At 70.0% G+C, this 20,606-nt stretch carries 19 protein-coding genes and 1 pseudogene; 4 read left to right on the forward strand and 16 right to left on the reverse strand.

All coding sequences use genetic code 11. The features are described 5' to 3' along the window. Positions 1-11: 11 nt before the first annotated feature. From ACQUQ0_RS11040 to ACQUQ0_RS11065, 6 genes are all read right to left on the reverse strand, one after another. Positions 12-488 carry a low molecular weight phosphatase family protein gene (locus ACQUQ0_RS11040; RefSeq protein ID WP_435185064.1) on the reverse strand — a complete coding sequence of 159 codons (477 nt, stop codon included), beginning with the start codon at positions 486-488 and terminating at the stop codon, positions 12-14. After that, a complete protein-coding gene (gene arsB, locus ACQUQ0_RS11045) occupies positions 475-1,524 on the reverse strand; it encodes an ACR3 family arsenite efflux transporter (protein ID WP_435185065.1) in 1,050 nt (349 codons plus the stop codon). Before arsB ends, ACQUQ0_RS11040 begins: the two co-directional genes overlap by 14 nt. Beyond that, positions 1,521-1,913: an ArsR/SmtB family transcription factor gene (locus ACQUQ0_RS11050; protein WP_435185066.1), complete on the reverse strand. Its 393-nt coding sequence runs from the start codon at positions 1,911-1,913 to the stop codon at positions 1,521-1,523. The genes arsB and ACQUQ0_RS11050 overlap by 4 nt, the downstream gene beginning before the upstream one ends. 120 nt (positions 1,914-2,033) lie before the next feature. Further along, positions 2,034-4,532, reverse strand: coding sequence for a polyphosphate kinase 1 (gene ppk1, locus ACQUQ0_RS11055; RefSeq protein ID WP_435185067.1), 2,499 nt, complete (start codon positions 4,530-4,532; stop codon positions 2,034-2,036). Between the two features lie 6 nt (positions 4,533-4,538). Beyond that, entirely contained in the window at positions 4,539-5,303 is a 765-nt protein-coding gene (locus ACQUQ0_RS11060; protein WP_435185068.1) for a metallophosphoesterase family protein, read from the reverse strand. 139 nt (positions 5,304-5,442) lie between these two features. Further along, complete coding sequence (locus tag ACQUQ0_RS11065; protein ID WP_435185069.1) at positions 5,443-5,601, reverse strand: hypothetical protein; 159 nt, start codon at positions 5,599-5,601, stop codon at positions 5,443-5,445. Positions 5,602-5,756: 155 nt separating this feature from the next. Between ACQUQ0_RS11065 and ACQUQ0_RS11070 the strand changes: the two genes are divergently transcribed. Next, positions 5,757-6,242, forward strand: a complete 486-nt coding sequence (locus tag ACQUQ0_RS11070; RefSeq protein ID WP_435185070.1) for a DUF7575 domain-containing protein — start codon at positions 5,757-5,759, stop codon at positions 6,240-6,242. A 3-nt stretch (positions 6,243-6,245) separates the two neighbouring features. Here ACQUQ0_RS11070 and ACQUQ0_RS11075 read toward each other — a convergent pair whose 3' ends face one another. The 8 genes from ACQUQ0_RS11075 to ACQUQ0_RS11110 all read right to left on the reverse strand — a co-directional run bounded on the left by ACQUQ0_RS11075 (position 6,246) and on the right by ACQUQ0_RS11110 (position 17,245). Continuing rightward, the gene (locus ACQUQ0_RS11075) at positions 6,246-6,674 is read right to left on the reverse strand and encodes a CopG family ribbon-helix-helix protein (protein WP_372387402.1); all 429 of its coding nucleotides are present in this window, start codon (positions 6,672-6,674) and stop codon (positions 6,246-6,248) included. A gap of 62 nt (positions 6,675-6,736) precedes the next feature. Further along, positions 6,737-7,675, reverse strand: a complete 939-nt coding sequence (locus tag ACQUQ0_RS11080) for a hypothetical protein (RefSeq protein WP_435185071.1) — start codon at positions 7,673-7,675, stop codon at positions 6,737-6,739. 164 nt (positions 7,676-7,839) lie between these two features. Beyond that, a complete protein-coding gene (locus tag ACQUQ0_RS11085) occupies positions 7,840-8,553 on the reverse strand; it encodes a DUF6663 family protein (protein WP_435185072.1) in 714 nt (237 codons plus the stop codon). Positions 8,554-8,562: 9 nt separating this feature from the next. Beyond that, a complete protein-coding gene (gene kdgK1 / locus ACQUQ0_RS11090; RefSeq protein WP_435185073.1) occupies positions 8,563-9,522 on the reverse strand; it encodes a bifunctional 2-dehydro-3-deoxygluconokinase/2-dehydro-3-deoxygalactonokinase in 960 nt (319 codons plus the stop codon). A 67-nt stretch (positions 9,523-9,589) separates the two neighbouring features. Beyond that, positions 9,590-12,001 (reverse strand): DNA mismatch repair endonuclease MutL, encoded by a 2,412-nt coding sequence (gene mutL, locus ACQUQ0_RS11095; protein ID WP_435185074.1) that lies wholly within the window; start codon positions 11,999-12,001, stop codon positions 9,590-9,592. After that, entirely contained in the window at positions 11,994-12,464 is a 471-nt protein-coding gene (locus tag ACQUQ0_RS11100) for an NUDIX hydrolase (RefSeq protein ID WP_435185075.1), read from the reverse strand. The genes mutL and ACQUQ0_RS11100 overlap by 8 nt, the downstream gene beginning before the upstream one ends. 125 nt (positions 12,465-12,589) lie before the next feature. Further along, complete coding sequence (gene mutS, locus ACQUQ0_RS11105; protein ID WP_435185076.1) at positions 12,590-15,337, reverse strand: DNA mismatch repair protein MutS; 2,748 nt, start codon at positions 15,335-15,337, stop codon at positions 12,590-12,592. A gap of 234 nt (positions 15,338-15,571) precedes the next feature. Continuing rightward, the gene (locus ACQUQ0_RS11110) at positions 15,572-17,245 is read right to left on the reverse strand and encodes an NADH-quinone oxidoreductase subunit D (RefSeq protein ID WP_435185077.1); all 1,674 of its coding nucleotides are present in this window, start codon (positions 17,243-17,245) and stop codon (positions 15,572-15,574) included. An 86-nt stretch (positions 17,246-17,331) separates the two neighbouring features. Between ACQUQ0_RS11110 and ACQUQ0_RS11115 the strand changes: the two genes are divergently transcribed. Beyond that, positions 17,332-18,012, forward strand: coding sequence for a helix-turn-helix domain-containing protein (locus ACQUQ0_RS11115; RefSeq protein WP_435185078.1), 681 nt, complete (start codon positions 17,332-17,334; stop codon positions 18,010-18,012). Between the two features lie 12 nt (positions 18,013-18,024). Here ACQUQ0_RS11115 and ubaA read toward each other — a convergent pair whose 3' ends face one another. Continuing rightward, the gene (gene ubaA, locus ACQUQ0_RS11120) at positions 18,025-18,837 is read right to left on the reverse strand and encodes an SAMP-activating enzyme E1 (protein ID WP_435185079.1); all 813 of its coding nucleotides are present in this window, start codon (positions 18,835-18,837) and stop codon (positions 18,025-18,027) included. Positions 18,838-18,985: 148 nt separating this feature from the next. Continuing rightward, positions 18,986-19,279, reverse strand: coding sequence for an ArsR family transcriptional regulator (locus ACQUQ0_RS11125; RefSeq protein WP_372387382.1), 294 nt, complete (start codon positions 19,277-19,279; stop codon positions 18,986-18,988). A gap of 206 nt (positions 19,280-19,485) precedes the next feature. On the opposite strand from ACQUQ0_RS11125, the pseudogene ACQUQ0_RS11130 reads away from it, so the two are divergent. Next, positions 19,486-20,016 (forward strand): annotated as a pseudogene (locus tag ACQUQ0_RS11130) (ABC transporter substrate-binding protein); the annotation flags it as partial. 62 nt (positions 20,017-20,078) lie between these two features. Next, entirely contained in the window at positions 20,079-20,492 is a 414-nt protein-coding gene (locus ACQUQ0_RS11135; protein ID WP_435185080.1) for a Rieske (2Fe-2S) protein, read from the forward strand. Positions 20,493-20,606: the final 114 nt, after the last annotated feature.

The raw sequence follows: 20,606 nt of genomic DNA on the forward strand, positions 1-20,606 counted from the left end.
AGCGTCGGCGATCAGTCCGCCGCTTCGAGTTCGTCGAACAGCGCCGCCACCCGCTTTTCGATCTCGTCGCGGATGCGCGCGACTTCTTCGAGGGGCTCGCCGTCCGGATCGGACAGGTCCCAGTCCCGATTGTCGCCCGCCCAGCCGGCGGGACAGACGTCGTCGGCGGAACAGCCCATCGTGATCACGTAGTCGCTCGCCCGGAGCTCCTCGACGGTCACCTCGCGGGGCGTCCGATCGCCGATGTCGACGCCGACGGCGGCCATCGCGTCGACGACTTCGGGGTGGACGCGGTCTGCCGGACGCGTCCCGCCGGTGACGAGATCGACCGCGGATTCGAGTCCGCGAGCCGCCCGCTCCCGCTCGGCGAACGCGTAGGCCATCTGTGACCGGCCCGCGTTCTGCACGCAGACGAGGGCGATGCGGATCGGGGCGTCGTCGGAGTCGGCTTCGGAATCGGAATCGGAATCGGAATTAGTTCGGGACATTGGTGGTGGGAGTCGGCGCGGCGGTGAACAGGCGGTCCTTCGTGGCGAGCGCGACGCGGACGAGCGCGAGCATCACCGGCACCTCGATCAGCGGGCCGACGACGGTCGCGAGCGCGACGTCGCTCCCGATGCCGAAGACCGCGACGGCGACGGCGATCGCGAGCTCGAAGTTGTTGGACGCCGCGGTGAACGCGACGCTCACGCTCTCCGTGTAGTCGAAGCCCGCCAGCGCGCTCGCGCCGTAGGCGAGCGCCCAGAGCGCGACGAAGAAGACGAAGAGCGGAACCGCGATGAGCAGGATCTGCTCGGGATTGGCGACGATGTACTCGCCCTTCAGCGCGAACATCACGACCACCGTAAACAGCAGTCCGAGCAGGCCGAACGGGCTGATACGCGGCACGAACCGCCGGTAGTACGTCTCCCGGCCGACCGTCCGGAACGCGACCCGCTGAGTGAGGTAACCGAGGACGAGCGGCAGGCCGAGGAAGATCCCGACCATCTGGGCGACGAGCCCCATCGAGACCGAGATCGTCGTCCCGCGGAGGACGGTGAGAAAGAGGAAGGCGTAGGGGACGAAAAGCGCGATCTGGAGGAGGCTGTTGACGCCGACACAGACCGCACACAGCTCCTGATTGCCCGCCGCGAGCTCGTTCCAGACGAGCACCATCGCGATGCAGGGCGCGATCCCGACGATGATGAGCCCGGTGACGAACTCGGGGTGGCCGCCGAGGAAGGCCGTCGCCAGCCCGTACATCAGAAAAGGCGCCACGAGCCAGTTGAACGCGAGCGTCAGCCCGATCTCCCGGCGGGTAGTGCGGGTGACCCGCGGGATGCGGTCGTAGTCGATCTCGGCCATAATCGGGAAGATCATCACGAACAGTCCGACCGCGATCGGGAGGCTCGTGCCGTGCCAGGTGACGGCGTTGAGCGCGTCCGTGACGCTCGGAACGAAGTGGCCGAGCAGGACGCCGACGGCCATCGCGAGGCCGATCCAGAGGGTGAGATACCGGTCGAGGACCCCGAGGCTGTCGCTCATTCCGTCGTCACTTCCGCTTCGGCGGTCTCGAACAGCGCCGTCGCGAGCGGGGTCGCTTCGTAGTACCGCCAGTTCCCCGCCTTGCGGCGCGTGAGGAGCCCCGCCTCGACGAGGTCCGAGAGGGCGTGGCTGACCGCGCTCTCGCTCACGTCGACGAGCGGTTCGAGCTCGCAGACGCAGAGCTCCTCGTCCGCGACGACGAGCGCTCGCGTGAGTCGGTACCGCGTCTCGTTCCCGAGGGCGGCGAACGCCGGGCGGACCGCGTCGCCGTCGAACGCGTCGTCCGCGAGCGTCCCCAGTTCGTCGAGCCGTCGCTCCACGTCGGCCTCACAGCACTCCTGTAGTTGCTCCGAGAGGAGCCGCCGGATCCGATCGGATGCGGTAGCCATCGACTCTATTTGAGATGGTATTCAGATAAGCATTCCCGTCTGAATTCCGCTTCAGACAGTCCGCCGACTCGCGCGGATGACGCCCGACGCGCGGGCGAGTCCGCGATCGAGCCGGACCGCTCACTCCGTCACGTCGAAGCCCGCATCCCGTCGGAGCGACGAACGGTCTCGCGATGCGTCGGCGCTCGCGTCGGCCCGACGCATCAGTTCCGCCTGGACGGAACGCGGCTCCTCGCCGGCGTCGGGGTGGCGCTGGACGTAGCTCCCGTCGGACTGCATCAGCCACGCCTGCCGATCGTCCGCGAGGTACAGGTCGAGGATCGCGTCCAACTCGGCCCGGATCTCGGGGTCCTCGATCGGCGTGACGGCCTCCACGCGTCGGTCGAGGTTGCGCGTCATCCAGTCGGCCGAACCGATGAAGTACGCGGGATCGCCGCCGTCGGCGGATTCGGGGGCCGCCGGCTCCCCGCCGTTCTCGAAGTAGAAGATCCGCGAGTGTTCGAGGAACCGACCGACGACACTCCTGACCGTCACGGTGTCTGTGACGCCAGCGACCCCGGGGCGGAGCCGACAGATGTCGCGGACGATCAGGTCGATGTCGACGCCGGCTCGGGCCGCGCGGTAGAGCTCGGCGACCACGTCCGGATCTTCGAGCGCGTTCATCTTGGCGACGATGCGACCGCCGTCCCCGCTCCGGGCGTGCTCGGCCTCGGCCCGGATCAGCTCGACGAGCCCCCGCCGGAGCGTCCCCGGCGCGACGAGCAGCTTCCGGTACTCCTCGTGGAACGAATGGCCGGTGAAGAAGTTGAAAAGCCGGGTGAGGTCGTGACCGACGTCGGCGTCGTTCGTCATCAGGCCGAGGTCGACGTAGCCCTTGGCCGTCTCGGCGTGGTAGTTCCCGGTGCCGATGTGGGAGTACAGCTGGACGCCGTCGTCCTCCCGGCGGACGACGAGCGCGGTCTTCGTGTGGGTCTTCAGCCCGATCGTCCCGTAGGCGACGTGGATTCCCTCCTCCTCCAGGCGCTCGACCCACCGGAGGTTGTTCTCCTCGTCGAAGCGCGCCTTCAGTTCGACCATCACGGCCACCTGCTTGCCGTTTCGGGCCGCCTCGATGAGGCTCTCGATCACCTGGGAGTCCCGCGAGGTCCGGTAGATCGCCGCCTTGATCGCCAGCACGTCGTCGTCGCGGGCGGCTTGGCTGAGGAACGCCTGAACGGTCTTCTGGAAGGAGTGATACGGGTGGTGAACGAGCACGTCGTCGTCGCGGATGACGTCGAAGACGTCGCGGTCGGTCTCCTCGTCGTCGACGCCGACAAATCTGGGATGGGGCTGGGGCGTCCACGGAGAGGCCGAGTGCGCCGGCCGGTCGAGATCAGTCAGCCGGGAGACGTGTCGGAGGTTCAGCGGCGGCTCGCGCTCGAAGACCTCGCGCTCGTCGAGGTCGAGCTGCTCTTTCAGGAGCGATCGCACCTCGTGAGGCATATCCGCGGAAACCTCCAGCCGGACGACCGTCGCGAAGCGGCGGTCCCGGAGGACGCCCTCGATCATCTCGATCAGCCCCTCGGCGACCTCCTCGTTCCGGCGGACCTCCGCGTTCCGCGTGACCCGGAACGTCGACCAGTCGAGCACCTCGACGTTCGGGAACAGGAGGTCGAGGTTGGCCGCGATGACCTCCTCCAGGAAGACGAACCGATCGGTCCCGTCGCCGGCCGACGCATCCGTCCGCCCAGACCCGAGCGCGCGGGCGACCTCCGAGTCCGCGACGACGCGCTCGACGTCGAGGAGCCGCGGTTGGTTCTCGGGGATCTTCACCCGGGAGAACTTCGGCTCCTCGCCCTCCCGGCGCGTCCGGACCGCCAGCGACAGCGAGAGGTTCGAGATGAAGGGGAACGGGTGGGCGGGATCGAACGTCAGCGGCGTCAGCGTCGGGAGGATCTCCGCTTTGAAGTGCGCGCGGAGTGCGTCCTGCACCGCGGTCGGGAGGTCGTCGTAGCGGACGATTTCGATGCCGATCTCCGGCAGCGACTCCCTGACGACTTCGCGGTAGCACGCGTCCTGGCGCTCGAACAGCTCGCGGAGCGTCTCCAGCGCGAGCCGCCACTGCTCTTCGGGCGTCCGGCCGTCCGGGGTGAGATCCGAGACCTCGCCGGCCATCTGCTGTTTCAGCCCGCCGACGCGCTTCATACAGAACTCGTCGACGTTCTTGGTGAACAGCCCGAGAAAGCGCGTCCGCTCCAAGAGGGGATTCCGCGGGTCCATCGCCTCGTGGAGCACCCGCTTCTGGAACGAGAGTTCCGAGAGTTCGCGGTTCAGGTACCACCGCGGCTCCGAGAAGTCCGTGTCGTCGGGATCGACCGGCTCGATCGGCTCGACGGGATCGGCGGAGAGCGGGCCGTGGACGACCCTCCCCGGCCCCTCGTCGTCGGGGTCACAGACCGTGCCGACGGCGGAGCCGGGCGGGTCGGACGCTTCCGCCGCCTCCGCCTCTGCGTCTCCTCCCGTCTCCGCCGACTCCGCCTCTGCGTCTCCTCCCGTCTCCGCCGACTCCCCCGTCGCGTCGCCGTCCGCCGACGCGCGCGGGGTCGACGGTCCCCGGTCGGGCTCGCTGTGGTCGCTCATCGGGGTTCAGGTGTCCAGCCGGTCGGGTCCGAGAACCTTCTCGTCGGCGCGGGGCTCGTAGGTCCGGCTCGCCGGAACGCTCACGACGGTGTCCGCGGACCAGTCGTAGGCGGTGAGCGAGCCGCCGTAGACGCAGCCGGTGTCGAGGCCGATCGCCCACTCCGTGCGGACCGGCTCGTCGAGCACCGTGTGGCCGAAGAACGTCCGCGGCGGTCCCCGGTACTGCTCGAACCAGAACGGCCCGTCGTAGCCGTTCTCGGCCGGGATCGAGCGGCAGTTCAGGAGCGACTCGATGTCCTGGCTCGCGAGCGGCCGGGTCGGGTCGACCCCGCCGTGGACGACGAACGCGTCGTCCCACGAGATCGCGACCGGCAGCGACTTCAGGTACCGGCGGTCCGCGTCGTCGAGGCCGTCGAGGGTCTTCCGCCCGTGGATGAGCTTGTCCTCGTTGTTCCCGCGGACCGACCGGAAGTTCTCGCGCTCGCGGACGAACTCCAGGACGGCCTTGCTGTCGGGGCCCTTCCGGACGAGGTCGCCGACGAAGACGACCAGGTCGTCGGGGCCGGGATCGAGCGCGGCCATCAGCCGTCGGAGCTCGTCGATACAGCCGTGGACGTCGCCGACGACGTAGATGTCGTCCCACGCCGAGGCGTCGAGGCGCTCGTGGCGCTCGGCGACGGCCGGGTGGAGGTCGCCGTCGGAGACCGTCGCCCCCGCGTCGGGACGGGGTGCGAGGGGCCGGTCGTCGGTCGGCGTCGCGGTGTGATCCATACCGGACGGATCGACCAGTCCGGCGTAAACGGTTGCTATGACCGCTCCGTCCGCGTCCGGACGGCTATATCGACCTACATATCGATGGGGAGACCGCGGGCGACGCGCCGCTCGGAAAAGAGCGAGCGATCCCGACCGCTCACTCATCGCCGCCGTCGGTGAGGATCCGGACATCCTCTGCCTCCTCCATCTCGTCGAGGCCGGGATCAGCCTCGTCCGCCTCGGTCGCGTGGTCGTCAAGCAGTGCTTCGAGCCGCTCGTGAGTCGGTTCTCGCGGGTGGTCTCCGTAGTGGCACATCGCGGGTCCAACCGTTCGAACGGGCTGCAAACAGTTAACGTTTGATACAGCGTGCCAAACAAGACGGCGGATCAGCCGAGCGAGTCAGAGCCCGAACGCGACGACGTCGGGCGAAAACCCACAAGACCTAATCGGACGCGTGCGAAGGCGTACGTATGGGAAGCCGTAGCCGGCGGGGCAAGCGGCCGTGGCTGGCCGCGCTGCTCGGGACGCTCGCCACGGGGCTCGGCCACTTCTATCTCCGGCGGTGGCGACGCGGGCTCGGGTGGTTCCTCGCCGCCGTCGTGACCTCCCTCGCGTTCGTCCCGGCGGACGCCGCGCAGGCGCTCCTGAGCGGCGGGGGCGACCCCTCGGCGCTGTTCCCGATGTTCGTCGTCGGCGTCGCGAGCGTCGCGGACGCGTACGTCCTCGCGCGGGCGAGCCAGCGCGAGGCGCGGTCGCGGACCGGCGAGCCGACGCCCGACGACGCGGCGGACGCCGAATCCGGGGACGCCCGACCGGCGGCGACGCCGTCGGGGATGCCCGGCGTCGGCGGGACCGTCGGCGAGGAGCCGACCGACGAAGACACCTGTCCGAACTGCGGGAAGGAACTGGATCCCGACCTCGACTTCTGTCCGTGGTGTACGACGCGGCTGGATTGACCGCTACTCCTCGATCTCGTACCCGCTGAACTCGTCGACCGGCATCACCGAGTAGTCGACGCTGAGGGTGTCCTTCGTGGCGCGGATCTTCCCGACGAACGTCGAGATGTCTTCGAGGCCGCCTTCGAGGACGAACAGCTCCATACAGCGGTGCTCGCCGACGTGGCTGTGGAAGTTCGAGGCGACGAGCCCCTCGTACTCGTGACGGAGGTTCATCATCCGCTCTTCGACGTTGGTGGTCTCGTAATCGAAGACGACCGTGACGACGGCCATCAGCTCCCGGTCTTCGAGCCGCTTGTCCTCGAATTCGCCCAGCAGATTCCGGGACGCCTCGCGGACGACCTCGCTGCGGCCGGTGTAGCCGTGTTCCTCGGCGAAGGCGTCGATTCGCTCGACCAGGGCTTCGGGCATCGAGACGCTGACGACGGTCATATATTAACGTCTTCCCGAGAATATGTTAAATCTTGATAAGGGGAGCGCGGCCGCGACGGGGCTCACTCGGGGTCGATCTCGACGGCGAGGAGCCGGAACGCGACGTAAGGGACGAGGAAGCCGAAGCTGTACCCGAGGAAGTGGACGAAGAGATTGAGGATGGTCCCGTCGGCGGGCGAGACGTGCGGGAAGGCGATCACGAGCATCAGCACGAAGAGCAGCGCGCCGAACGCCACGGACGGCGGGAAAAGCTCCGAGAGCGACGCGTCTCCCCGACGCAGGCGGGCGGCGATCGGGTGCGCGAAGACGACGACCGAGAGGAGGCTCCCGATTCCGGCGGCGAGAAGCGGCGTGTACGCGGCCAGCGGCACTGAATCGAGCATCGACAGCCCCATCCGAACGGCGACGATCACGGTGCCGACGAAAAAGGCGAGCGGCAGGACCGAGTCCGCGACCGGCGCCGACTCGGGGCCGTCGCGTCCGAGTCGATCCGCCAGGACGTGCGGCAGATAGCCCACGAAGGCGAGATTGACGCCCGAGAAGCCGAACCCGAGCCGGGGGCGGGGAAAGAGGACGTTCAGCCCCGAGAAGACGAGGGGAAAGACGGTGAGGAACGTGAACGCGACGAGGTAGAATCGGCGGCGACGGCCGCTCTTGACGCTCACGAGGAGGGCGAAGGGGACGACCGCGAGGAACACGAGCAGGTTCGCGAGGAGGTGGGTGCGTTCGAGGTGGACGAAGTGTGAAGTGTAGGCGGTGAGCGCCGTCGGCTGGAGGTACGAGAGGCCGAGCGACACCCGGAGGGGCTTCGGGAGGGCGAAGACGCCGACGAGGACGGCCGGGATCGCGGCGAGAAACGCGACGTCCGCCGGGCCGAGCGAGGGCCCCGACTGCGACCGGGCCACGGCCGCGTCGCTGTCGTCTGCGTCCACGGACTCGTCTGAGGATCGCGTGTTCGACCGGGGGCGGTCCCGGTTTCGCCTGTGGCCTGGGTAGTCCATCGATATCACGTCCGAGACGGAGAGCGGCGTCGATTCCGCCCCCGTCGGGTACTCAGAGAGCCGTTGTGCCTCGGATCGTATGTAGACACCGGCCAAATTCTCAGAGTTGGAACTGGGCGAGGGCGTCGCTGTCGTCGCCCACGCGGGACGCGCGGACCGTCGTCTCAGCCGTACGTCGACCGGAGCGCCTCCGCCAGCACCCCGTCGCGGCGGAAGACGACGTAGACGACGACGAAGGGCTCGGCGACGGGACGCAGGACGAAGACCGCGCGGGCCTGATCGCGCTCCGGCGGGACCGACTCGGCGCGGTCGGCCCGTCGAACGAGCGGGTCCAGCGGCGTCACGCCCGTGCGGAACTCCTCGAAGAGGTCGCGGGCGCCAGATTGCTTGGCGAAGACGTACAGCGCGCCGTTGGGGTCGCCGTCGGTGTTCTTCGTCACCCGGCCGTGCATCGGCGCGTTGTCGCCCTCGGCGACCATCCAGGTCCGCTTGGCCGCCTCGAAGAGGCCGGTGACGTCGTCGTAGAACTCGAAGGCGGTCTCGGCGACGACGGAGACGGCGTCGAATCGCGGGTCGCCGTCGACCCACTCGATCGTCGCGTCGACGAGGACGCCCGCGCGGAGGGCCTCGACGGTCGCCGCCAAGTCGCCCTCGTAGTCGAACCGCTCGGTGTCGAGGTAGACGGGCGCCAGCGCGTCGGCCGAGTCGGCCGAGTCAACAGAGTCGGCCGAGTCAGTCGGCTCGGCGCCGCCCGCGCCGGCGACGGGCTCTGTGGGGACGCGGTCGGCGTCGATCGCCTCAACGGAGAGCAGGAGGAGCTCGGCGGGGTCGTGCGGGCGACCGAGCACGCGGTAGCGGCCGTCGGTCGTGGGATGCATCCCCGGCCATCACCTCGAAATCCCGCCGGCGTCGCGGTCGATCACGGCCTCTACCTCCGCGGGCGTGACGACGGCCAGGTCGCCGTCGATCGTGCGCTTCAGCGACGCCGTCGCGGCGGCGTACGCGAGCGCGTCGGGGATCGAGCCGCCGTCGGTCCGCCTCGCGAGGTAGCCGCCGACGAACGCGTCGCCGGTGCCGATCGCGTCGAAGGTGTCGGCGTCGTAGATGGGCTGTTCGTAGGCCTCGCCGTCGGCGACGGCGACCGAGCCGTTCTCGCCGCGGGTGAGCACCACGGTCTCGAAGTCGTAGTCGCGGAGCAGGCCGTTGGCGACCTCGATCGGGTCGCCCTCGCGGCCGAGGCAGGTCTCGACGTCGCGCTCGGCGGCGAACAGCACGTCGACGTGCGGGAAGAGCGCCTCGTACCCCTCGCCGGCCTCGCCGGGCGACCACAGCTTCGAGCGGTAGTTCAGGTCGAAGGCCGTCCGCGCGCCGGCGTCCCGGGCCCCCCGGAGGAGCGCGGCGGTCGTGTCCGAGAGCGTCGGCGACAGCGCCGGGGTGATCCCGCTCGTGTAGAAGACGTCGGCGTCCCGGAGAACCGCCGTCGGGAGTTCGTCGGGCGTCGCGGTCGTGACCGACGCGTCCGCCCGGTCGTAGATGACGTCGGTGCCGCGGGGGTCGCCCCCGTGTTCGAGGTAGTACGTGCCGAGCCGGGCGTCCGCGCTGTCGTCCCAGGCGACCGCCGGATCGACGCCGTGGCTGCGCAGTTCCGCGGTGATCCGTCGGCCGAGCGGCGAGTCGGGGAGCTTCGAGAGCCAGGTCGTCTCCGCGCCGAGTCGGGCGGTCGCGACCGCGACGTTGCTCTCGGCGCCGCCCTGCTGGGCGTCGAGGGCGCGCGTTCGTTCGAGACGTTCGCCCCGCGGGGGCGAGAGCCTGAGCATCGTCTCGCCGAACGTCACGATGGCAGACATACCCCCTCGTTCGGTCAGGGGGTACATAAGAGCGATTGTCGGCCGCGGACCGACCGGTCCCCGAGCCTCACTCGCGGCGGCGCCCGCCGTGGCCGGGGTAGTCCCGCTCGAAGCGGTCGCCGATCTCCTCGGCGTCGATCGAGACGACGACCGGGCGGCCGTGCGGGCAGGCGTAGGGGTTCTCGCAGTCGTCGAGCGCCTCCAGGAGGCCGACGGCGGACCCCTCCGTGAGCGAGGTGTTTCCGGTCACCGAGGGGTAGCACGCGAGGTCCGCGAGGAGGTCGTCGACCACGGCGTCGACCGTCCGAGCGCCGCCCGAGTCGCCCTCGGCGACGAACGCGGTCAGGGCGTCGCGCAGGCGCTCGGGATCGAGCGCTTCGGCGAACACCGCGGGCACGGACGCGACCTCGACCGTCCGGTCGCCGGTGCGCTCCGCGTGGAAGCCCAGTTCGGCGAGCGCCTCGCGGTACTCCGCGAAGAGCGCGGCCTCCCGGGCGGTGAGTTCGAGCGCGACCGGCTCGGCGAGCGCCTGGGTCGCGACGTCGCCGTCGAGTTCGGTCTGCAACCGCTCGTAGTTCACGCGCTCGTCGGCCGCGTGCTGGTCGACGAGCACCATTCCGGAGTCGGTCTCGGCGACGACGTAGGTGTCGTGGAGCTGTCCGAGGATCCGCATCGACGGCAGCGAGTCGAGCTCGGGCTCCAGCGTCGCCCGCTCGCCGGAGAGGTCGCGCTGGGTCGTCGGCCCGACGATTCCCGTCGGCCGATCGGGACGGGACGACCGGCCGGGTCGCGACCCCGACGCGGCGGCGTCGTGGTCGGCGGTAGTGGAGTCGGTGTCGAAGCCCGATTCCACGCCGGAGTCAGAATCCAGGCCCGGAGCGACGTCCGACGAGCCGCGGCGGTTCGCGTCGGACGTCGAGGTGTTCGACGCGGAAGCGCCGTCGAGGCTCCCGTCCGCGCGGCCGCTCCCGCCACCGGTGACGCTCCAGGCGTCCTCGTCCGACGGGTCGACCGCGCGCGCCCGGTCGCCGTCGGCGGGGGCGGCGAAATCGGCGGCGACCGTGTCGGAGTCGTCCTCGTCGAGGTCGCCACCGTCGAGATCCCCTCCATCGAGGTCGTCACCGTCGAAGCCGTCGAGGTCGGAGGCGGTCGCTCCGGCGTCCGCCCCGTCGTCGGCGGGGTCGGGCGCTGTCGTGTCCTCGGGACCGTCGCGGGAGCCACCTCCGCCGTCTCTGACGTCGGCGCTCGTGGACCGGCGGGAGCCGCTCTCTGATTCCCCCTCGCGCGGCTGCGGGCTGTGGCCGGCGCCGCCGCGCACCTCGTCGTCCGGCGATTCGGGCGCGATCTCCGCCTCGTCGGGGGCCGAGCGCCCCCGGGGCGCGGTCGAGCGGATCAAACCCTCTTCCAGGAGCGCCGAGCGGACCGCCTCGGTGACGGCCTCGCGGACGCCCGGCTCGTCGTCGAAGCGGACCTCCATCTTTCGGGGGTGGACGTTGACGTCGACCGCGTCGGCGGGGACGTCGACGAACAGGACCGCGAAGGGGTAGCGATCCGTCGCCAGCTGGCCGCCGTAGGCGTCGAGGACGGCCTCTCGGAGCGCGCCGGCGGTGACGTACCGGTCGTTGACGAACGTCGAGAGGTACTCGCGGGTGCTGCGAGTCGTCTCCGGGTGGCTCACCAGCCCCTCGATCCGGTCGATCGGGCCCGCGTCGGGCCCGTGGTCGACTTCGATCATCGACTCGGCGACCTCGCGGCCGTACACGGAGAGGACCGCCGAGCGGAGACTCCCTCGGCCCTCCGTCGCGAACACCTCGCGGTCGTCGTGCTCCAGGGAGATGGCGACGTCGGGGTTCGCCAGCGCGTAGTGGGTGACGACGGTGTTGACGTGGTCGAACTCCGTCGCGGTCGTCTTCAGGAACTTCCGGCGGGCGGGCGTGTTGTAGAAGAGGCCCTCGACCGCGACGACCGTGCCCTCAGGACAGCCCGCGGGCTCGACCGCGGTCACCTCGCCGCCCTCGACGCGGAGCTCCGTGCCCGTGTCGCCGCCGCGGGGCTTCGTCCGGATGGTGAGCCGCGAGACCGCGCCGATCGTGTGGAGCGCCTCGCCGCGGAAGCCGAGGGTGCCGACGCCCGCTTCGAGGTCGTCGATGTCCGCGATCTTGCTCGTGGTGTGTTCTTCGACCGCGCGCTGGACCGCCTCGCGGTCCATCCCGACGCCGTCGTCGCGGACGCGGACGCCCTCGGTGCCGCCGGCGTCGACCGCGACCGAGATCCGGGAGGCGTCGGCGTCGAGGCTGTTTTCGAGGAGCTCCTTCACGACGGAGGCGGGGCGCTCGACGACCTCGCCCGCGGCGATCTGCCTGACCGTCCGGTCGTCGAGTTCGTGGATCGTCGGGCTCGGGGGCTCGTCGCCGCCGTCCGCACGTTCGTCCGCGTCGGTCCCGCTGCGTTCGGCGTTCGCGTCGGGGCCCTCACCCATCGTGGACCTCCAGCGCGGCCGCGACGGCCTCGCTCTGGACGTTGCTCAGCCGGTCTGCGGCCGCCTCGGGCGGCAGCCAGGAGTGATCCGTGTGCTCGTCGCTGAGCGAGACCGGGTCGCTGCTCGCGACGTCGAGCGCCGCGGGGACGAGACACCGGTAGTAGACCGCGAACCGCCCCCGGTCGACGTCGTTGCGCCACGACGCTGTGTGAACCGGACGGCCGACGTGGACGTCCAGACCGGTCTCCTCGACGATCTCGCGGTGGACGCCGACGGGCGCGTCCTCGTAGGGGCCGAGCCGGCCGCCGGGCAGTTCCCAGCCACCGTCGGTGCTCCGGCGGACGATCAGAATCCGGTCCGCGGCCGAAAAGAGGACCCCGCGCTGGCTGATCGTCGCCTCCAAGTGGTCGTCGCGGTCGTCCGCCGCGGCGTCGGCGTCGGACTCGGCCTCCGCTTCGGTCACGGCCGCTCACCCCGGCGCCCGCCGGCCGGCCGGCGTCGCGGTCGCTCGTCCCCACACATATGCTACCCGAAGGAAGTATACGTCCTAATCGTTACCGGTCGCGGGCAGTTCGGCCCGCGGTTCGGTCAGTCGTCACCGAGGCGCTCCTGCCACTCCTGGACGCGGCTCATCAGTTCGATCGGCGAGACCTCCGCCAGATCGAGGGCTTCGAGGTCCGCCGCGACGTCGGCGAGCGCCGGGTCGGGATCGGATTCGCCGGCGGAGTCGGTCCCGGACGGGGGCGCCGACGCCCCCGACTCCGAGCGCTGGCCGCCGTCGGTCGCCTCCGCCGCTCCCGACGCGTCGGCGCCGCGGTCCGAGCCGTTCCCGTCGACGAACTGCCCCGACGAGAGGTCGAAGACGGCCTGCGTCGGGCCGCTGTCGCTTCCGCCCCCGCCGCTGCCCTTCGCCTCGACCGCCTCCTCGGCGCGGAGCCGTTCGAGCACCTCGTCCGCGCGGGAGACGACGGGGTCGGGGACGCCCGCCAGCTCCGCGACGTGGACGCCGTACGACCTGTCGGTGGGCCCCTCCTCGATCGTCCGCAGGAAGGTGACGTCCTCGCCCGAGTCGTCGACGGCGACGTGGACGTTCTCCACGCGCCCGAGGTGGTCCGCCAGCGACGTGAGCTCGTGGTAGTGGGTCGCAAAGAGCGTCTTCGCGCGGATCTCGTTGTGGAGGTACTCGGTCGCGGCCCACGCGATCGAGATGCCGTCGTATGTGGCGGTCCCCCGCCCCACCTCGTCGAGGATGACGAGCGAGTCCTCGGACGCCGAGTGCAGGATGTTCGAGAGCTCCTGCATCTCGACCATGAACGTCGAGCGGCCCTGCGCGAGCTCGTCGAGCGCGCCCACGCGAGTGTAAATTCCGTCGACGAGCCCGATCGTCGCCGAGCGCGCGGGGACGAAACTGCCGATCTGAGCCAGGAGCGTGATGAGCGCGACCTGGCGCATATACGTCGACTTCCCGCTCATATTCGGCCCGGTGACGAGCAGGAACCCCCGCTCTCGGTCCATCGAGAGGTCGTTCGGGACGAATTCGGTGGTCTGCTCGACGACCGGGTGCCGGCCGGCCTCGATCGCCAGCGGCCCTGACTCGACCAGCTCCGGCCGGACCCAGTCGTTGCCGACGGCGTGGGCCGAAAGCGACGCCAGCGCGTCAATCTCGGCGAGCGCCCGGCCGACGTCCTGGAGGAGTTCCGCGCGCTCTCCGATCCGATCGCGGAGGTCGCAGAACAGCTCGTATTCGAGGTCGCCGCGGGCCTCCTCCAATCGGAGGATCTCCCGCTCCCGCTCTTCGAGTTCGTCGGTGACGAACCGCCTGGAGTTCTTGAGCGTCTTGATCTCCGTGTAGTGGTCCGGTACCTGATCGGCGACCGACTTCCCGACCTGGATGTAGTGGCCGTCGGTCTTGTTGCGGTCGACGGTGACGTGGCTGAGGCCGTGCCGTCGCTTCTCGCGCTCGGCCAGCGTGTCGATCCACTCCTGGGCCTCGTCGTGGCGGTCCAGCAGGTCGTCGAGTTCGTCGTCGTAGCCGCGCTCGAACAGGCCGCCCTGGCTGACGGTCTTCGGCGGGTCGTCGGCGAGCGCCGCGTCGAGTTCCTCTCGGATCTCCCCGGCGGTCTCCCGGTCGGGGCGGTCGACGACCTCAGCCAGGGGCGAGTCCGCGAGCGACGAGCCCGCGATGGCGTCGGCGACGGCGGGGAGGATCCCGAGCGTGTCCCGGACGGCGAGGAGGTCGCGAGCGTCGGCGCTCCCCGAGGTCGTTCTGGCCGCGAGCCGTTCGAGGTCGTAGCCGCCGTCGAGCGCCTCGCGGACGCGCTCGCGCGCCAGCGCCGCCGACGCCAGGGCTTCGACGCAGTCGAGCCGACGGTCGAGTTCGTCGCGGTCGCGGCGGGGGCGCGTCACCCACTCCCGCAGGAGCCGGCGCCCGGGGCTCGTGACGGTGTGGTCGATCGTCTCGAAGAGCGTCCCGTCGCTGCCGCCCTGCATCGTCTCTGTGAGTTCGAGGTTGCGCTGGGTTGTCGAGTCGAGTTCGAGGTGGTCCGTCGTCTCGAAGCGCCGGACCCGCGTCATCGACGGCAACACGCCCGCGCCGGTCTCCTCGACGTAGCGGAGGACCGCGCCCGCGGCGCGGATCGCTTCTTCCTCCCGGATGCCGACGCTGTCGAGCGTCTCCCGGCCGAACTGCTCGCGGAGCGCGTGCTTCGCGCGGCCGGGCGCGAAGGCGTCGACCTCGAACAGCGAGACCGTGGCGTCGGTCCCCTCGCGGAGGCGCCGGGTGACGGCGTCGTCGCCGCGGACGTCCGGCCCGGGGAGGACCTCGACGGGCCCGAAGCGGTGGAGTTCCGACAGCGCCGCGTCGACGCCGTCGGCGACGGTCACGAGGAACTGCCCGGTCGTCGCGTCCGCGAAGGCGAGGCCGATCCGTGCGTCGTCGGCCGCGGTCCCGGCGCCGCCCACGTCGCCGACGACGGCGGCGGTGTACCGCGCCTCGGCGTCGTCGGTTTCGAGCAGGGTGCCCGGCGTGACGACCCGGGTGATCTCGCGGTAGTGGTCGCCGCCGTCGCCCTCGAACTGGTCGGCGACGGCGACCCGATAGCCGCGCTCGACGAGCGCCTTCAGGTACGGCGTGAGGTCGTCGACCGGGACGCCGGCCATCGGGTACGACGAGCCGTGTGAGGACTTCTGGGAGACCTTCAGATCGAGTTCGTCGGCGACGCACTCGGCGTCGTCGGCGAAGAACTCGTAGAAGTCACCGCACTGCATCGTCAGAATGTCGGCGTCGGTCTCGGACTTCAGAGAGAGGAACTCCTCGACGATTCCCTGCGAGGCCATACGCGCACCTGGGCGGCGGGCGGATAAAACGCTACGGTGTGGACGCTGCCGCGCTCCTGGACCCGAAGAGCCTGCGGCCACGAGCGTTTACATACGATCGCGCGGGCAGGCCCGCCGTGACGTAACAGCGATCCTGCGCCGGTCAGCGGGTGTCCGGCACGTCGGCGCGGGAGCGGTTCGAAAAGGAGGTGCCGGCTGTTCGCAAATCGCCTCGGAGCGACTGTGCTCGCCGAGCTACCGGTCTACCTCGCCCATAATCGTATCGAGGCTCCCGAGCGTCGCGATCAGGTCGGGGATGTAGCCGCCGCGGGTCATCTCGGGGAGCGCCTGGAGGTGCGAGAAGGAGGGGCCGCGGATCTTGAACCGCGCGGGCGAGTCGGTGCCGTCCGCGCGGATGTAGATGCCGAGCTCCCCTTTCGCGGCCTCGACGGCCCGGTAGACCTCGGTGTCGTCGTCCGGTTTGAGCGTGCGGGGGACGTTCGCCTGGATTTCTCGATCCGCCTCGGGCCAGTCTTCGAGCAGCTCGGCGCACTGCTCGACGATCCGCGCGGACTGCTCGATCTCGCGGAGGCGGACGAGCAGCCGCGCGAAGTTGTCGCCGTCGGGCTGGGTGACGACGTCCCACGCCAGTTCGTCGTAGTAGCCGTAGGAGTCGTCGCGGCGGAGGTCGTAGTCGACGCCGGAGCCCCGAGCGACGGGGCCCGTGCAGCCGTAGGCTTTCGCCGTCTCCGCGGAGAGGACGCCCGTGTCGACCGTCCGCAGCTGGATGACCTCGTTGCCGGTGAGGAGGTCGTGGTACTCCGCGAGCCGCGTCGGCAGGTCGTCGACGAAGTCGTAGACCCGCTCGAAGAACTCCTCACGCGGTTCGGGGAGGTCCCAGACCACGCCGCCGAGCCGGAAGTAGTTGAACATCAGCCGCTGGCCGGTGAGGTCTTCGAGGATGTTCTGGATCCGCTCGCGGTCCTTGATCGCGTACATAAACGTCGCCGTGAAGTCGCCGATGACGTCGAGCGCGTACGCGCCGACGGCTAGGAAGTGCGAGAGCATCCGCGAGAGCTCCGCGGCCATCGTCCGGATCACTTGCGCGTACTCCGGGATGTCGATATCGGCGAGTCGCTCGGCCGTGCGGGCGTAGGCCCACTCGTTGAGCAGGCCCGCGCCGCCCCAGTCCCAGCGGTCGGGATACGGCATAATCTGGTGGCGGTAGGCCTTCGATTGGCACATCTGCTCCTCGCAGCGGTGGATGTAGCCGATGTCGGGCTCGACGTCGACGACCTGCTCGCCGTCGAGGGTCACCTCCAGGTGGAGGACGCCGTGGGTCGCGGGGTGGTGCGGCCCGATGTTCAACAACAGGGTGTCGCCCTCGCGATCGTCGCCCTGGATCGGATTGACGTTCTCCGTGTAGGGGACGATCTGCGGCCGGTCCCGGTCGTAGTCCCTCGACAGCGGGTGGCCCTGCCACGTCTCGGGTAAGAGCAGGCGCCGCAGGTCCGGGTGGTCGTCGTACTCGATCCCGATCAGGTCGTAGGCCTCCCGCTCGTGCCAGCCGGCGGTCGGAAAGACGGGCGCCGCCGACTCGCTCGCGGGATCGTCCAGCGGCGCGGGCACGACGACGCTCAGTTCGGCGGTGGGGTCGTCGTACCGCTTGAGGTGGTAGATCGTCTCGTAGCGGTCCTCGTACTGCTGGGCGGTGGCACACGAGCAGTGGTCGAAGCCCGCCTCGTCGCGCAGGTAGCTGAGGGCGTCCTGGACGGCGTCGGGGCGGATCACGACGCCCGGCGCGTGGAGGTGGTCGTCGCGGCGGACCGAGAACCGCTCGTCCAGGCTGCGAATCGCGGCCTCGGCGGAAGGACGGGACCGCGCGTCGGGCGAAACCGATTCGGCGGGGGACGCGGAGGAGGGTCGCATACGCACGTGTTCGGAACGGGAGTGCCTGGGATTACTGCCTCAGACGTGAGGATAATTTTTATTTGACGCTCGAGACGGCGCCCCCGATGCGCTCGGTCCGACTCCGACTCGATCTGCCCGCGGCGTACGTCCACCCGATGCACGCGTTCGTCGCCGACACGCCCGGTTTCCGGGAGACGCGGCTGCGACACTGGAACCCCTCGGTCGGCGAGCGGAACACGCTCGTGTTCTTCGTCGACGGCGACGACGAGGCCGCCTACACCGACGCCCTGGCGGACCAGCCCTCGATCGCCGAGTACGAGACCGCGGCGGCGGAGGGCCGGCGCGGCTTCCACCTGGCCGTCACCGAGGACCAGCGGACGGCCGACGCGCGGCTCACGGCGGCGTTCCTCGGCACCGGGGTCGTCGTCGTCCCGCCGGTCGTCTACCGACAGGACCGCGCGATCGACGTCTCGCTCGTGGGGGCGAGCGGCGAGCTGACCACGGCGATCGACGGCCTCCCGGGCGACGTCGACGTGACCGTCCGCCGCGTCCGCCCCTACGACGGCCGGGTGGCGGATCCGACGGCCGCGCTCACGCCGCGGCAGTTGGCGGCACTCGAAATCGCGGTCGACGTCGGGTACTACGCGAGCCCGCGCGAGGCGACGCTCGACGCCGTGGCGGCGGAACTCGACTGCGCGGTCGGGACCGCGGCCGAACACCTCCGGAAGGCCGAGGCGACCGTACTGCGGCAGGTCGTCGCGTCGGTCCCGGGCGGGCGCCGGTGAGAAGGGAGGCGCTCAGTCGCCGCCGACGGCGCACGCCTCGGTGTACTCGACGTCCTCGATGGTCCCGATCGGGTCGTCGCCGCAGACGGGGCAGTCGGGGTTCCGCTGGTAGGGCACCGTCTCGAAGGAGAGGTCCATCGCGTCGTAGAAGAGCAGTCGGCCCTCCAGTCGCTCGCCCGCGTCCAGGACCAGTTTCACGGCCTCGGTGGCCTGGATACAGCCGACGGTGCCCGGCAGGACGCCGAGGACGCCCGTCGTCGCGCAGTCGGGGACCGTCCCGGGCTCCGGCGCCTCGGGGAACAGACAGCGGTAACACGGCCCCTCGGGTGTGAGCGTCGTCATCTGGCCCTCGAACTTGTAGATCGCGCCGTGAGCGATCGGGATGTCGTGGATCCGACAGAAGTCGTTCAGAAGGTAGCGCGTCGGGAAGTTGTCCGAGGCGTCGACGACGACGTCGTACTCGGGGACGATCTCGGCGACGTTCGTCTTATCGAGGCGCGTCTCGTAGGTCTCGACCGCGACGTCGGGGTTGAGATCGGCGACGAAGTCGGCCGCGCTCTCGACCTTCGGGCGACCGACGTCGGCGTCGGCGTGGACGATCTGGCGCTGGAGGTTGCTCCGCTCGACGACATCGTCGTCGACGACGCCGAGCGTGCCGACCCCCGCGGCCGCGAGGTACTGGAGGACCGGCGAGCCCAGCCCGCCCGCGCCGACGACGAGCACCCGCGCGCCGAGCAGTCGCTTTTGGCCGTCCGGACCGACCTCGTCCATAATGATGTGTCTGGAGTAGCGGTCCAGCTGCGTGGCGTCGAGGGAAAGGGACATACGCGTACTGGGAGGTCGAGGGGGATAACTTCTCGTGGAACCAGTCGGCTACGTCGGCTCCCGTCGCCCCCGCGACGAGACCGAACGAGACCGGTCGGAGGGAGACGTACAGACGCGACTATCGGCGACTGTCAGCGCCGGCGTCGGGTCACTCCGCACAGCAGGCTTCGGCCTCGTCGGCGTCGCCCTCGGCGGGGTGGGTCTCCGGCGCGTCGTCGGTGAGTTGATACAGGTTCTGGCGCGCGTCCGCGAAGTAGACGTCTTCGTCGACCACGTCGATGTCCTCGAGCCGTTCGAGGGCGTACCGGACCGTCCGTGCGGAGAGCATCGACTCCTGCACGATCCCCTTCTGGGTCAGCGGGCCGTTGTACTCGAGTACTTTGAAGACGAGCTTCGCGCTCGGCGGGAGGTCGTCGAGACTCTCCTGTTCTGCCTCTGCCATCGGTACGAATCGAGAAGGCGAACGGTCATAAACCTTCGCGAGTCCGGACGGCGAATCGGGACGATAACGGAACGATAGCGGGTGACAACGGTGTAATCGCGTTTCGGCCGACCGCCCGCTCAGTCGATCGTGATCGACCGTTCGACTCTTTCGGCTCGCCTAAAATTCGCGACGATTATACGGTGGATTAGGTTTGCCTAAAGGCCCTGCTCGCGCGGATCCGCGCGGACCTCCCGCCGAAGTCCGAGCGGCCGACGGCCGTGCGGGTCACCCTCGGCGACGGGCAGTTCTGGACCTACCACCTGAACCGCCCGGGGTACTGGCTGGCCGACACGCGCCCGCTCGCCGCGAACGACGCCGTCGGGAGCGAGACCTGGGACGGGCTCTGGGGCTCGGTCGGCTACGGGACGATGGCGGAGGCCGACCCCGACGTCATCCTCCACCTGTGGGGAGTGACGCCCCGTTACGAGATGGCGTCGGTCCAGGATCGCCTCCGCTCGCACCCCGTCGGGAGCGATCTGACCGCCGTGCAAAACGACCGCGTCTACGCCCAGGGGATGCGCTACCAGGGGCCGCTGATGAACCTCTTCCAGATCGAGAGAACGGCGAAGCAGCTCTACCCCGACGTCTTCGGCGAGTGGCCCGGCTACACGGACGGCGAGGCGTACCCCGAGATACCGCCGAGGGAGCGCCTCTTCGATCGGTCCCGTGTCGCCGAGATCGTCACCGGGGCGTAGCGGACCCAGGCGGCACCGAGCGGACGCCACGCTTTTGCGGCGACCCGCCCTACGGGTCGGAGATGACAGACGGTGCGAAGATCGCAGACGTCGGCGACGTGCCCGAGTCCGGGTCGTATCTCTTCACTGCGGAGGACGCCTTCACGAACGAGACCGAACTCATCCTGGTGCGGTGCGAGGAGGAGCCGGGGATCGCCGCCTGGCCCAACACCTGCACGCATCAGGAGCAGGCGTTCGACCGCGGCGACGGCGCGGCGATGCGCGACGGACAGATCATCTGCCCGCGCCACGGGTCGCTGTTCGACGCCTGCGACGGCGGCTGCGACAACGGCCCGGCCGCCGGGACGGAGCTTCCGGAGATCGAGATCACCGTCGAGGACGGCGAAATCTATCTGACCGACGATAATTATGCGTACCAGCACGACGGCGGCACGGGCGGCGACGGGCCGGGGTCGTCGTCGCACATCTCGTTTTGAATCGGCGGCGCAGCGTACGCCGCGCGGAAGGGAACGTCAGAACACGCTGCTACCGGGCAGCAGGTCGCGGTGGCAGGCCCGACACGCGGTGAAACCGTGCTTCTCGAAACACCG

This window comes from Halobellus sp. EA9 (genome assembly GCF_051195055.1).
In the GTDB taxonomy this organism is placed as follows: Archaea; Halobacteriota; Halobacteria; order Halobacteriales; family Haloferacaceae; genus Haloquadratum; species Haloquadratum rubicundus.

Coding starts and splice junctions, on each gene's coding strand:
- ACQUQ0_RS11125 (WP_372387382.1), bottom strand. CDS start 19,279: ATGGCAGAGGCAGAACAGGAGAGTCTCGACGACCTCCCGCCGAGCGCG.
- ACQUQ0_RS11040 (WP_435185064.1), bottom strand. CDS start 488: ATGTCCCGAACTAATTCCGATTCCGATTCCGATTCCGAAGCCGACTCC.
- ACQUQ0_RS11075 (WP_372387402.1), bottom strand. CDS start 6,674: ATGACCGTCGTCAGCGTCTCGATGCCCGAAGCCCTGGTCGAGCGAATC.
- ACQUQ0_RS11135 (WP_435185080.1), top strand. CDS start 20,079: ATGACAGACGGTGCGAAGATCGCAGACGTCGGCGACGTGCCCGAGTCC.
- ACQUQ0_RS11070 (WP_435185070.1), top strand. CDS start 5,757: ATGGGAAGCCGTAGCCGGCGGGGCAAGCGGCCGTGGCTGGCCGCGCTG.
- ACQUQ0_RS11115 (WP_435185078.1), top strand. CDS start 17,332: ATGCGCTCGGTCCGACTCCGACTCGATCTGCCCGCGGCGTACGTCCAC.
- mutL (WP_435185074.1), bottom strand. CDS start 12,001: ATGGGTGAGGGCCCCGACGCGAACGCCGAACGCAGCGGGACCGACGCG.
- ACQUQ0_RS11080 (WP_435185071.1), bottom strand. CDS start 7,675: ATGGACTACCCAGGCCACAGGCGAAACCGGGACCGCCCCCGGTCGAAC.
- ACQUQ0_RS11085 (WP_435185072.1), bottom strand. CDS start 8,553: ATGCATCCCACGACCGACGGCCGCTACCGCGTGCTCGGTCGCCCGCAC.
- kdgK1 (WP_435185073.1), bottom strand. CDS start 9,522: ATGTCTGCCATCGTGACGTTCGGCGAGACGATGCTCAGGCTCTCGCCC.
- ACQUQ0_RS11050 (WP_435185066.1), bottom strand. CDS start 1,913: ATGGCTACCGCATCCGATCGGATCCGGCGGCTCCTCTCGGAGCAACTA.
- arsB (WP_435185065.1), bottom strand. CDS start 1,524: ATGAGCGACAGCCTCGGGGTCCTCGACCGGTATCTCACCCTCTGGATC.
- mutS (WP_435185076.1), bottom strand. CDS start 15,337: ATGGCCTCGCAGGGAATCGTCGAGGAGTTCCTCTCTCTGAAGTCCGAG.
- ACQUQ0_RS11060 (WP_435185068.1), bottom strand. CDS start 5,303: ATGGATCACACCGCGACGCCGACCGACGACCGGCCCCTCGCACCCCGT.
- ubaA (WP_435185079.1), bottom strand. CDS start 18,837: ATGTCCCTTTCCCTCGACGCCACGCAGCTGGACCGCTACTCCAGACAC.
- ppk1 (WP_435185067.1), bottom strand. CDS start 4,532: ATGAGCGACCACAGCGAGCCCGACCGGGGACCGTCGACCCCGCGCGCG.
- ACQUQ0_RS11110 (WP_435185077.1), bottom strand. CDS start 17,245: ATGCGACCCTCCTCCGCGTCCCCCGCCGAATCGGTTTCGCCCGACGCG.
- ACQUQ0_RS11065 (WP_435185069.1), bottom strand. CDS start 5,601: ATGTGCCACTACGGAGACCACCCGCGAGAACCGACTCACGAGCGGCTC.